This window comes from Amycolatopsis sp. NPDC028719 (assembly GCF_055565395.1).
The window spans coordinates 384,304-398,260 of record NZ_JBVHUL010000009.1 but is presented as its reverse complement, the minus strand read 5'-3'; the positions used below and the strand labels follow the sequence as shown (position 1 = coordinate 398,260).

General features: G+C 72.4%; 2 protein-coding genes (1 of these 2 cut by a window edge). Both read right to left on the bottom strand.

Annotated elements, in window-relative coordinates; translation table 11 throughout:
* A partial coding sequence (locus tag ACZ4TR_RS36365) for a beta-ketoacyl synthase N-terminal-like domain-containing protein (protein ID WP_465292578.1) occupies positions 1-698 on the bottom strand: 698 nt, incomplete at its 3' end.
* A 24-nt stretch (positions 699-722) separates the two neighbouring features.
* On the bottom strand, positions 723-13,957 hold the 3' portion of the coding sequence (locus ACZ4TR_RS36360; RefSeq protein ID WP_465292576.1) for a type I polyketide synthase. 4,783 nt of this gene lie beyond the right edge of the window; only the last 13,235 of its 18,018 coding nucleotides appear in the window; its start codon lies beyond the right edge, outside the window — the gene reads right to left on this strand; it ends in the stop codon at positions 723-725.

Below are 13,957 nucleotides of genomic sequence, written 5' to 3'. Positions count from 1 at the left end.
ACCGCCACCCCACCGGCCAACGCCAACGAACACTCACCAGCCCGCAACGCCGACATCGCCTGATGCAGCGCCACCAACGACGACGAACACGCCGTATCGACCGTCACCGCGGGCCCGGTCAACCCCAAGCAATAAGAGACCCGGCCCGAGACCACCGCCGAAACCGCACCGATCAACCGGTAGCCGTCGAGGCTTTGGTCGTCGACCGGCAACACGGAGCTGTAGCCCGAAGTGTTCGCGCCGACGAACACCCCGGTCGAGGACCCGTGTAGCGAGTTCGGGTCGATCCCCGCCCGCTCGATCGCCTCCCACGACGTCTCCAGCAACAACCGCTGCTGCGGATCCATCGCCAACGCCTCACGCGGCGAGATCCCGAAGAAACCCGCATCGAACTCGCCGGCATCGTAGACGAACCCGCCCTCGCGCCGGTACGTCTGGCCTCGGCCGAACTCCGCTTCGAAGACGTCCCAGCCGCGGTCGACCGGGAATTCGTCGATCGCGTCGCCGCCGGCGGCGACGAGGTCCCACAGCTGCTCGGGGCCCGTCACGCCGCCCGGAAACCGGCAGCCCATGCCGACGATCGCGATCGGTTCACCCGACGCCGCCTGGAGCGCGGTGTTCTGCTGCCGCAGCAGTTCGACCTCCTTGAGGGAGGTCCGCAACGCTTCGACGAGCTTTTCGTTGGTCGTTTCCATGATGCGCTCCGAATCAACGAGGTGGGGTCAGGAGTCCTTGCCGTCGAGGGCCATCCGGATGAGGTCCTCGGCGCCCAGCTCGTCGATGGATCCGGTCTCCCTTCGGTCTTGCCCGGGTTCAGCGAGGTTCAGCAACAGGTCCAGCAGGCCGGCTTCGCGGATGCGGGCCAGCGGAATGCCCGAAAGCGCCGCCCGGAAGGCCAGTTCTTCCGGATCGCCGTCCGGCCCGGCCTGGTCGGGTACCAGTTCCCGGCGCAGCTGCTCCGCGAGGGCGGCCGCGTTGGGGTGGTCGAAGACCATCGTGGTAGCCAGCCGGACACCGACCACCGCCGACAGCCGGTTCCGCAACTCGACCGCTCCCACCGAATCGAAGCCCAGGTCCTTGAACGCGCGCCGCGGCAGCACCTCTTCGGCCGAGGTGTGCCCGAGCACCGCGGCCGCGTGGCCGCGCACCAGCTCGGTCAGCACCTGCCGCTGCTCCGCGACCGGCTTTCCCACCAGCCGCGACGCCCACTCGCCATCGCCGTCGGTCTCGGCGGCATCCGCGGCCAAGGCGGCCCGGACCTCCGGCAAGTCGGCCAGGAAGCGGCTGCGGCGGTGCAGGGTGAAGGTGGGGACGAACCGCGGCCAGTCGAACCCGGCCACCACCACCGCACCCTCGTTCGCGTCCAGCACCTGACCGAGCGCGAGCATGCCCCGCCGCGCGTCGATGCCCTCCATGCCGAAGCCGCGCAACCGCTCGCCACCGGTGCTCGCCGCCATGCCCACCCCGGCCCACAAGCCCCACGCGACCGACGAGGCGGCCAGCCCACGGGTGCGGCGATCCTCGGCCAGTGCGTCGAGGTGGGCGTTGGCGGCCGCGTAACCGCTCAATCCGCCACTGCCCCAGACACCCGCGCCCGAGGAGAACAGCACGAACGCGTCGAGATCGCGGCTCGCGGTCAGCTCGTCCAGCACCATCGCGCCGCCGACCTTGGCCGACAGCAACCGCGACAGGTCCGCGGGAGCGAGCTCCAGCACCGGCTTGTGGTCGCCCACGCCGGCGGAGTGCACCACCGAAGACAACTCCGGGCCCGTGGAATCGATGCGTCCCAACAAGTTCTCGACGGCGACGCGGTCGGCGACGTCGCACGCCACCACGTCGACCGCCGCACCGGTCCCCGCGACCGAAGCGGTCAGCGCCGCAACCCCGTCGGCGCCGGGACCGGAACGGCTGGTCAGCACCACCCGCGACGCATCCCGCCCGGCGATCCACCGGGCCGTGATCGCCCCGACCCCGCTCGTCCCGCCGGTCACCAGCACCGAACCCCGCGGAGACCACGGTTTCCGCTCGACCGGACGTCCGGCGCGCACCAGCCGCCGGGCGAACGTGCCGCCGGTGCGCAGCGCGACCTGGTCCTCGTCACCACCGAGAACCGCCGCGAGCCGAGCAGCGGCTTCGCCGTCCAGCACCGCCGGCAAGTCGACCAGCCCGCCCCACCGATCCGCCAGTTCGAGTCCGGACACCACACCCAGGCCCCAGACCTGCGCCTGAGCGGGCCGCACCGGATCACCGGCGACCGCTTGGACCGCGCTTCGCGTCAGCACCCACAGCGGGGCCGTCACCCCGGCTCGTTCGAGGGCCTGGACGAGAGCCACCGTGCCGGTCACACCGGTCGAAACCACGTCGGCGGCCGGCTCGCCGAGAGCGAGCAAGGACACCACACCACTCACGTCCGCGGGAACCTCGAAGCCGGCCAACGTCGTATGGACCACATCGGCGCCGGCCGACTCGAGCGCGTCGGCGATCACGGCGGCGTCGGGACTCTCCCCGACGAGCAGCCAGGTGCCCGAAACACCACCCGAGCCGCACACCGGCACCCACGAGACCCGGTAGCGCCAGCCCGCGACCGAGGATCCGGCACGCTCACGGCGTCGCCACTCGGTCACCGCGTCCAAGGTCACCTCGGCCGGATCGACACCGAGCAACTCGCCGAGCGCGGTCACGTCTCCGTCCTCGACCGCGGTCCAGAAGCCCGCCTCCACCCCGGTGGCTTCGCCGTCGGGCCGACGAGAGCCCGAGTCGGGCCAGTAGTGGCGGTGCTGGAAGGCGTAGGTCGGCAGATCGACGGCCGACCCGCCGCCGTGGACGGCCACCCAGTCGACCGGGACGCCGCGCACATACGCCTCGGCGAACGAGGTCCGCAGCCGTTCGGCGCCGCCGTCGTCGCGCCGCAACGTCCCGACCACCACCGGCGCCTCGATCGCCGACGTCAGCACCGGATGCGGCGACACCTCCACGAACACCCCGTGCCCGGACTCACCGAGAACCCGGACCGCCCGATCAAACTCCACCGTCGCCCGCAGGCTCGAATACCAATAGGACGGATCCAGCTCCGAACCCGAAACCCACTCTCCTGTCAAGGCCGACACCATCGGCACCCGCGCCTCACCGGGCCGGATCCCCCGCAACACAGTCATGACCTCGTCGCGCAACTCATCCACATGCGCACTGTGCGAGGCATAGTCCACTGGGATCACCCGCGTGCGAACCAACTCCCCGCACGAGGCCACCAGCTCCCGCAACGCATCGGCATCACCGGACACCACCGTCGCCGACGGACCGTTCACCGCAGCCACCGACAACCGCCCGCCGAAGGACTCGATCCGCGCCCGAACCGCAACGACCGACTCGGCCAACGACACCATTCCGCCACGACCCGCCAACACCGTCAACGCCCTGCTCCGCAACGCAACCACCTTGGCCGCGTCCTCAAGGGACAAGATCCCCGCCACCGCCGCAGCCGCGATCTCACCCTGCGAATGCCCCACCACCGCATCGGGAACGACACCAGCCGCCTCCCACACCGCCGCCAGCGACACCATCACCGCCCACAACGCCGGCTGCACCACATCCGCAGCCTCAAAACCATGACGACCCGCCAACACATCAGCAAACTCCCAGTCCACAAAGGACTTCAGAGCAGCCGCACACTCCGCCAACCGAGCCGCGAACACCGGCGACACCTCAGCCAGCTCACGACCCATCCCCACCCACTGACTGCCCTGACCCGGGAACACGAACACCGTCCGCCCGACACCGTTGGGCGGCACCGAACCGGTGACCACCGCCGGCGTGGGCCGGCGGGCGGCCACCGCGGTCAGTCCCGCGAGCCGGTCGCCCCCGAGCACGACGGCCCGGTGTTCCAACGCGGCTCGCGTCGTCGCCAGCGACCACGCGACGTCCGCTGCGGGCAGGTCCGGCCGGACCCGCACGTGGTCGGCGAGCCGGCGCGCCTGACCGGTCACGGCCTCGGCATCGCGGCCGGACAGCGCCCACGCGGGAGCAAGCCCCGGCAGCACCGCCTCGACGTGCTCGACGAGCGTCTCCGCGTCGGCCGGCGCCTCCTCGACGATCACGTGCGCGTTGGTGCCACTGATCCCGAACGCAGACACCCCAGCCCGACGTGGTCGCTCGGACGGCAACCACTCCATCGGCTCCTGCACCAGCCGTACGTACCCGGACTCCCAGTCCACGTGGGACGACGGCGTCTCCGCGTGCAACGTCTTCGGCAGCAAACCGTGCTGCAACGCGAGCACCATCTTGATCACACCCGCGACCCCGGCGGCCTGCTGGGAGTGGCCGATGTTCGACTTGATCGACCCGAGCCACAGCGGCCGGTCCTCCGGCCGCTCGCGGCCGTAGGTCGCCAGCACCGCGCCCGCCTCGATCGGGTCGCCTAGCTCGGTGCCGGTACCGTGCGCCTCCACGACGTCCACATCGGACGCCGACACGCCCGCGGCCGCCAGCGCCGCCCGGATCACCCGTCGCTGTGCCGGACCGTTCGGCGCGGTCAGACCGTTCGACGCACCGTCCTGGTTGACCGCGCTCCCCTGGAGCACGCCCAGCACCTTGTGCCCCGAGCGGCGGGCCTCCGACAACGGCTCCAGCACCAGCATGCCGACGCCCTCGGCCATCCCCATGCCGTCCGCGCCGTCGCCGAACGCCTTGCACCGGCCGTCCGGCGCCAGGGCCCGCAGCCGCGAGAAGCTCACGAACTCTCCGGGGTCCGCCATCACCGTGACACCACCGGCCAGCGCGACCGTGCACTCACCCGAGCGCAGCGCCTGCACCGCCTGGTGCAACGCCACCAACGACGACGAACACGCCGTGTCGACCGTCACCGCCGGACCGACCAGGCCCAGCGCGTACGACACCCGGCCGGACAACACGCTCAAGGCGTTCCCGGTGATCAGGTGGGCCTGCGCGCCGGTTTCGGCGCCCAGCACGCCGATGTAGCCCGAAGCGGCCGCGCCGACGAAGACACCCGTCGGCGAGCCGTGCAACGACCGCGGATCGATCCCGGCCCGCTCGATCGCCTCCCACGACGTCTCCAGCAACAACCGCTGCTGCGGATCCATCGCCAACGCCTCACGCGGGCTGATCCCGAAGAACCCCGCGTCGAACTCCGCCGCCCCGGCCAAGAACCCGCCTTCGGTCACGTACGTCGTACCATCGGCGTCCGGGTCCGGGTCGAAGAGGGCGTCGACGTTCCAGCCGCGGTCGGTCGGGAAGCCGCCGATCGCATCGCCGCCGGAAGCCAGCAGCTCCCACAGCTCCTCCGGAGAACGGACCCCACCCGGATAACGGCAGGCCATGCCCACGATCGCGATCGGCTCGTTCGAGACCGCGCCCGCCATCGCGGGAACACTCTCCTCGGCTCCGGCTCCGAACAGTTCGGCGAGGACTTCTTCGGCGAGCGCGGCGGCGCTCGGGTGGTCGAAGACCACCGTCGACGGCAACCGCACCCCCGCCGCGGAATTCAACCGGTTGCGCAATTCGACCGCCGTCAACGAATCGAAACCCAGCTCCCGGAAGGCGCGAGACGTGACGATTTCGTCCGTGGTGTCGTGGCCCAGCACCGCCGCCGCGTGCAAGCGCACCAGCTCGACCACCGTCCGCCGCCGTTCCGGCTGCGTCATTCCGGCCAGCCGGGCGGCGAACTCGCCGCGCTCCTCACCCGCAACCGTTTCCTCCCGGGCTTCCGGGATCGTGTCCAGCAGCGGACGCGAACGCGCCGCCGTGAACACCGGCGCGAACTTCTCCCACTCCACATCGGCGACGGCGATGAACGTCTCATCATCCGCCAAGACTTCGCCCAACGCCGCCAACGCCCGATCGGTATCCAGGAAGTTCATCCCCTGCCGCAGCAACCGATGCGGCGTCACCCGACCCGGAGCCTGATCCATCACCGCGTCCACCGCATCCCAATCACGCGTGTTCCACACACCCCACGCGATCGACGTCCCCGGCAGGCCACGGGCCCGGCGGTCCTCCGCCAGGCCGTCCAGGAACGAGTTCCCGGCCGCGTAAGCGGCGTGGTCGTTGCTGCCCCAGGTCGCCGAAATCGACGAGAACAACACGAACTCGTCCAGGGACAGCTCCGCCGTCGCCTCGTCGAGGTAGGTGGCACCGGCCGCCTTCGCGCCCAGCGCGGCGGCCAGGCCCTCCTGGCTGGTGTCCGCCACCCGGGCCAGGAACGGCGTGTTCGCCGAATGCAGCACGGTCGACAACCGCGTGCCGGTCGTGTCCACCCACGCCACCAGGCCCAGCACCTGCGCTCGCTCGCCGAGGTCGCAGCTGACGACGTCGACATCGGTGCCCGCCCCCGCCACCGCGGCCGCGAGAGCGGCCACGCCGGCCGCCGACGGACCGGATCGCGACGTCAGCACGACGCGCCCGGCGCCCCGCTCGGCCAGCCAAGGTCCGATGCACACGCCGATCGAACCGGTGCCACCGGTCAGCAGCACCGTGCCGCGCGGCGACCAGACGCCGGGCTCGACCCGCCGGGCCTCGGCGCGCACCAGCCGGCGCAGGAACGTCCCCGACGAACGCACCGCGACCTGGTCTTCCCCGCCGTCGGCGAAGACCCCGGCCAGCCGGGCGGCGGTTTCGCCGTCCAGGACCGGAGGCAGGTCGACCAGGCCGCCCCAGCGGTCCGGGTGCTCCAGGCCGACAGCCCGGCCGAGCCCCCAGACCTGGGTCTGCAGCGGGCTGCTGGTCACCTCGCCGGGGCCGGCCTGCACCGCACCCCGCGTCAGCACCCACAGGGGTGCCGTGCTTCCGGTTCGGCCCAGCTTCTGCACCAGGCTCAGGGTGTCGGCGCTGCCGTGCGGCACCCACGGGTAGCCGGGGACCGCGGACTCGTCCAAGGCCAGCAGCGAAACCACCCCGCGTACGTCGTCGCGCACCTCGAGGTCGGCCGGCGTCGTCCGCACCACCTCGGCGCCCCGCGCGGTGAGCGCGTCCGCCAGGGCCTCGGCGTCGGGTGCGTCGCCGACCAGGAGCCAGGTCCCGGACAAGACGGCGCGACCGGGCCGGCCGGCCGGCCGCCAGGTGATCCGGTAGCGCCAGTCGTCGACCGGGGCCGCGGCCGTCCGGGGTGTGCGCGGCTCCGGCCAGAAGCGCCGGCGCTGGAAGGTGTACGTCGGCAGGGCGACGGTCTCGCCGCCGCCGAGCACCGCGGCCCAGTCCACCGGGGCGCCCTGGACGTAGGCTTCGGCGAAGGAAGTCAGCAGGCGGTCCGCACCACCGTCGTCGCGCCGCAGGGAGCCCGCGACCACCGCGCCGTCGATGTCCCGCACGACGTCGCCGACCGCGCCGGTCAGCACCGCGTGCGGGGAGACCTCCACGAACACGCCGTGCCCGGCATCGCTCAGGATGCGGATCGCGCGCTCGAACTCCACGGTTTCCCGCAGGGACGCGTACCAGTAGGACGGATCCAGCTCCGGCCCCGAGAGCCACTCCCCCGTCAGCGCCGACACCATCGGCACCCGCGCCTCACCCGGCGAGATCCCCCGCAACACAGCCGAGATCTCGGCCCGCAGCTCATCGACGTGCGCGCTGTGCGAGGCGTAGTCCACCGGGATCGTCCGGGCGCGGACCGCGTCCGGACACGACGCCACGAGGTCGCGCAACGCTTCGGCGTCCCCCGACACCACCGTCGCCGACGGGCCGTTCACCGCCGCCACCGAAAGCCGCTCCCCGAAGGGCGCGATTCGCGTCCGGACCGCGTCGGCCGGTTCGGCCAGCGAGACCATTCCGCCCCGGCCCGCCAGCACGGTCAGCGCTTTGCTGCGCAGCGCAACCACCTTCGCGGCGTCCTCCAGCGACAGCACCCCGGCCACCACCGCGGCCGCGATTTCCCCCTGGGAATGCCCGACCACGGCGTCCGGGACGACTCCGGCCGCCTCCCACACCGCCGCCAGCGACACCATCACCGCCCACAACGCGGGCTGCACCACGTCCGCGGCCTCGAACCCGTGCTTCCCGGCCAGCACGTCGGCCAGCTTCCAGTCCACCTGGGACTCGAGCGCCGCCGCGCATTCGGCCAGTCTCGCGGCGAACACGGGAGACGTCTCGGCCAGCTCACGGCCCATCCCCACCCACTGACTGCCCTGACCCGGGAAGACGAACGCCGTCCGCCCCACGCCGCGGGGGGCGACGGATCCGGTCACCACGCCGGCCGCCGGCTGCGCGGTCCCGACCGCCGCCAGACCCGCCGCGAGGGCGACCCGGTCGGCGCCGAGCACGACGGCCCGGTGTTCCAGCCCGGCCCGGGTGGTGGCCAGCGACCACGCCACATCATCCGCGGGCAGCCGCGGCAGCGCCAGGACGTGCTCACGCAACCGGCCCGCCTGGCCCGCGAGCGCCGCGGAGCTGTGCCCCGTCACGACCCAAGCCGTGCCCCGCGGCGAAAGGACCGGCGTTCCTCGCCCGGGTGCGCCGGCCGGTGCGGTGGGTGCTTCCTCGAGGATCACGTGGACGTTGGTGCCGCTCACCCCGAACGCCGACACGCCGGCCCGGCGCGTCCGCGCACCGGCGGGCCACTCGGTCGCCGACTGCAGCAGCCGGACGTCGCCGCGGTCCCAGTCCACATGGGACGACGGCCGGTCGGCGTGCAGCGTCCGGGGCAGCGTGTCGTGCCGCAACGCCAGCACCATCTTGATCACCCCGGCGACCCCGGCCGCGCACTGCGTGTGCCCGATGTTCGACTTCACCGAACCCAGCCACAGCGGCCGGCCTTCCGGCCGCTCCTGCCCGTAGGTCGCCAGCAACGCCTGCGCTTCGATCGGGTCGCCCAGCGTCGTACCGGTGCCGTGCGCCTCCACCGCGTCCACATCGGACGCCGCCACCCGCGCGTTGGCCAGCGCCGCGAGGATGACCCGGCGCTGGGACGGCCCGTTCGGAGCGGCGAGCCCGTTGGACGCGCCGTCCTGGTTCGCCGCGCTGCCGCGGACGACCGCGAGCACCTCGTGCCCGTTGCGGTGGGCGTCCGACAGACGCTCAAGCACGACCATCCCGGCGCCCTCACCCCAGCCGATGCCGTCGGCTTCGTCGGAGAACGCCTTCGAGCGGCCGCTCGAGCCCATGCCTCCCTGCTGCGCGAACTCCATGAACGCCGCCGGGGAAACCATGACCGCTACGCCGCCGGCCAACGCCATCGAGCACTCGCCCGAGCGCAGCGCCTGCACCGCCTGGTGCAGAGCCACCAGCGACGACGAACACGCCGTGTCCACGGTCACCGCGGGACCGGTCAGCCCGAGGCAGTAAGAGATCCGACCGGAGTGCACCGCCGTCACGTTGCCGATCAGCCGGTAGCCGTCGAGGCTGTCGTCACCGACCGGCAGGGCGGAGCTGTAGCCCGAGAAGTTGGCGCCGACGAACACGCCGGTCGCGGAGCCGTGCAGCGACTTCGGGTCGATGCCCGCGTGCTCGATCGCCTCCCACGACGTCTCCAGCAACAACCGCTGCTGCGGATCCATCGCCAGCGCCTCACGGGGGGAGATCCCGAAGAAGCCCGCGTCGAAGTCGGCGACGTCGTAGACGAAGCCGCCTTGGCGCCGGTACTCCTGGTTCTTGCCGAACTCGGCCTCGTAGGCGTCCCACCCACGGTCGGTGGGGAAGCCGCCGACCGCGTCGGTGCCGGCCGCCAGCAGCTCCCAGAACTGCTCCGGTCCGGTCACTCCTCCGGGATAGCGGCAACCGATGCCGACGATCGCGATCGGCTCGGCGGTGATGGCGGCCACGACCTGGACGGCGTCTTCGCGCTCGGCCGTCGCGCCCACGCCCAGCTCGCCGCGCAGGTACTCCGCGACCGCGGCCGCGTTCGGGTGGTCGAAGACCAACGTGGCGACGAGCCGGACGCCCACGACCGCCGAGAGCCGGTTCCGCAGCTCGACCGCGGCGACCGAGTCGAAGCCGAGGTCCTTGAACGCCCGCAGGGGCGGCACGTCGTCGGCCGACTCGTGGCCCAGCACCGCGGCCGAGTGCTCCCGCACGAGGCCGGTCAGCACTCGCCGCTGTTCCGCGGCCGGCATCCCGGCCAGCCGGGCCGCCCACTCGTCGGTTCCGCCGGTGTCCGCCGGGTCGGCGGCCAGCACCGCCCGGACCTCCGGCAAGTCCGCGAGGAACCGGCTGGGCCGGCGAAGCGTGTAAGTCGGGACGAACGCCGGCCAATCGAACCCGGCCACCACCATCGCGCCCTCGTCGGCGTCCAGCACCTGACCGAGTGCGAGCATCCCCCGCTCGGCGCCGATGCCGTCCATCCCGAACTCACGTAGCCGCTCGCCACCTTCGCTCGCCGCCATCCCCACCCCGGCCCACAGACCCCACGCGATCGAGGACGCCGGCAAGCCCCGGCTGCGCCGGCTTTCGCACAACGCGTCCAGATGCGCGTTCGCCGCTCCGTAACCGCTCAACCCGCCGCTGCCCCACACGCCCGCGCCCGACGAGAACAGCACGAACGCGTCCAGATCCCGACCGGCCGTCAGCTCGTCGAGCACCATCGCCCCGCCGGCCTTGGCCGACAGCAGCCGCGCCAGCTCGGGCGGCTCCAGCCGGTCCACCGGCACACTGCTGCCGACCCCGGCCGAATGCACCACCGACGACAACTCCGGCCCGCCGGAATCGATGCACCCCAACAAGTTCTCGACAGCGGCATGGTCGGCGACGTCACACGCCACCACCTCCACCGCGGTACCGGCACTCCCGATCGACGCAGCCAGCTCCGCAACCCCGTCGGCGCCGGGACCGGACCGGCTGGTCAGCACCACCCGCGACGCACCACGACCGGCAACCCACCGAGCCGTGATCGCCCCGACCCCGCTCGTGCCACCGGTCACCAGCACCGAACCCCGCGGCGTCCACTTCTCCCGCACGACCGGACGTCCGGCCCGGGAAAGACGGCGCGCGAACACCCCGCCGAGCCGCACCGCGACCTGGTCCTCGGCGCCGGCCAGCACCGCCGCGAGCCGGGCAGCGGCTTCGCCGTCCAGCACCGCCGGCAAGTCGACCAGCCCGCCCCACCGATCCGCCAGCTCCAGCGCCGCCACGACACCCAGACCCCAGACCTGCGCTTGAACAGGACGCACCACATCAGCGGGAACGGCACCGACCGCACCTCGCGTCAACACCCACAGCGGCGCCGTCACCCCGGCACGGTCCATGGCCTGAACCAACGCCACCGTGCCGGCCAAACCGCCCGAAACCACGCCGGCGGCCGGCTCGCCGAGCGCGAGCAGGGACACCACACCACTCACGTCCGCCGGAGCCACGAAGCCGGCCAACGTCGTGTGGACGACCTCGGCGCCGGTGGACTCCAGCGCCTCCGTGATCGCCTCGGTATCGGGGCTTTCCCCGACGAGCAGCCAGGTCCCCGAGACGACCCCGCTCTCGCGCACCGGCGTCCACGCCACCCGGTACCGCCAGTCGGCGACCGAAGTGTCCTGGCCACGACGCCGGTAGTCGGCCAGCGCCGCCAAGGTCGGGTCGGCCGGGTCGACGCCGAGGAGCTCACCGGCGTCACCGCTCTCGACCGCCGACCAGAAGCCGGCATCGGCAAAGGTGTCGTCGGGACGGCCGGGCGCGGGCCAGTACTGCCGGTGCTGGAACGCGTAGGTCGGGAGGGCCACCGTCGCGCCACTGCCCAGCACCGCCGCCCAGTCGACGTCGGCACCGTGGACGTGCGCCTCGCTGAACGAGGTGAGCAATCGGTCCGCACCGCCGTCGTCGCGCCGGAGAGTCCCGACCACCACCGGCGCTTCGATCGCCGGAGTCAGCACCGGGTGCGGCGACACTTCGACGAACACGCCGTGCCCGGTATCGCCGAGCACCCGGATCGCCCGCTCGAACTCGACCGTCTCACGCAGGCTCGAGTACCAATAGGACGGATCCAGCTCGGGGCCCGACAGCCACTCCCCCGTCAGCGCCGACACCATCGGCACTCGTGCCTCACCCGGCGAAATCCCCCGCAACACCGAGAGAATCTCGTCGCGCAGTTCGTCCACATGCGCACTGTGCGAGGCATAGTCGACCGGGATCATCCGGGTGCGAACCGACTCGTCGCACGAGGCCACAAGGTCGCGCAACGCATCGGCATCACCCGACACCACCGTCGCCGACGGACCGTTCACCGCCGCCACCGACAACCGCTCGCCGAACGACTCGATCCGTGCCCGAACCGCAACGACCGGCTCGGCCAGCGACACCATCCCCCCGCGCCCGGCCAGCGCCGTCAGAGCTTTGCTGCGCAGGGCGACGACCTTCGCGGCGTCCTCCAGGGACAGCATCCCCGCGACCGCTGCCGCCGCGATCTCGCCCTGAGAGTGCCCGACCACGGCGTCCGGCCGCACCCCGGCCGCCTCCCACACCGCCGCCAGGGACACCATCACCGCCCACAACGCCGGCTGCACCACATCCGCGGCCTCGAACCCGTGCTTCCCGGCCAGCACATCAGCCAACTGCCAGTCCACAAAGGACCCAAGAGCAGCCGCACACTCCGCCAACCTGTCCCGGAACACCGGCGACACCTCAGCCAGCTCCCGGCCCATCCCGACCCACTGGCTCCCTTGACCCGGGAACACGAACACCGTCCGGCCGACGCCGCCGGGCGGCACCGAGCCCGCCACGACACCCGGTGCGGGACGGTCCGTGGCCACGGCCGCCAGACCCGCCGCCAACTCGGGCCGCCCGGCTCCCAGCACCACTGCGCGGTGCTCGTGCACGGTTCGCGTCGTGGCCAGCGACCACGCCACATCGCCCGGGGCGAGGTCCGGCCGCGCGAGCACGTGCTCTCGCAGCCGGCCCGCCTGGCCGGCCAGGGCCTCGGCGTCCCGACCCGAGACCGGCCAGGCCGAGGTCCCGCCCGTCACCACCGGCGTCCGGGGTTCGGGCTCGACCGGGGCTTCGGAACCCGGGGCTTCTTCCACGATGACGTGGACGTTGGTGCCGCTGATCCCGAACGCCGACACACCCGCCCGACGCGGTCGCTCGGACGGCAACCACTCCACCGGCTCCCGCGCCAACCGCACCCGCCCGGACTCCCAGTCCACATGGGACGATGGTGTTTCCGCGTGCAACGTCTTCGGAACCAGACCGTGCTCCAACGCGAGCACCATCTTGATCACACCCGCGACCCCGGCCGCCTGCTGGGCGTGCCCGATGTTCGACTTCACCGAACCCAGCCACAACGGCCGATCCTCGGCGCGGTCCTGCCCGTAGGTCGCCAACAGGGCACCCGCCTCGATCGGGTCACCGAGCTCGGTGCCGGTACCGTGCGCCTCCACGACGTCCACATCGGACGGTGCCAGCCGGGAATTCGCCAGCGCGGACAGGATCACCCGCTGCTGCGAAGGCCCGTTCGGTGCGGAGAGACCGTTCGACGCGCCGTCCTGGTTGACCGCGCTGCCCCGGAGGACACCGAGAACGCGCCGGCCGTTGCGGCGGGCATCGGACAGCCGTTCCAGCATCAGCATGCCGACGCCTTCGCCCATGCCCATGCCGTCCGCGCCGTCGCCGAACGCCTTGCACCGGCCGTCCGGCGACAGTGCCCGCAGCCGCGAGAAGCCCACGAACTCGCCAGGGTCCGCCATGACGGTGACACCGCCGGCCAGCGCGACCGTGCACTCACCCGACCGCAGCGCCTGGACGGCTTGGTGCAACGCCACGAGGGACGAAGAGCAAGCGGTGTCGACCGTCATGGCCGGGCCGACCAGGCCCAGCGTGTAGGCGATCCGACCGGACAACACGCTCAACGCGTTTCCGGTGATCAGGTGGGCCTGGGTGCCCTCCTCGCCGCCGACCGCGCCGAAGTAGCCGGAAGGCGCGGCACCGACGAACACACCGGTCGCGGAGCCGTGCAGGGACCGCGGGTCGGTGCCCGCGCGCTCGATGGCCTCCCAGGACGTCTCCAGCAACAACCGCTGCTGCGGATCCATCGCCA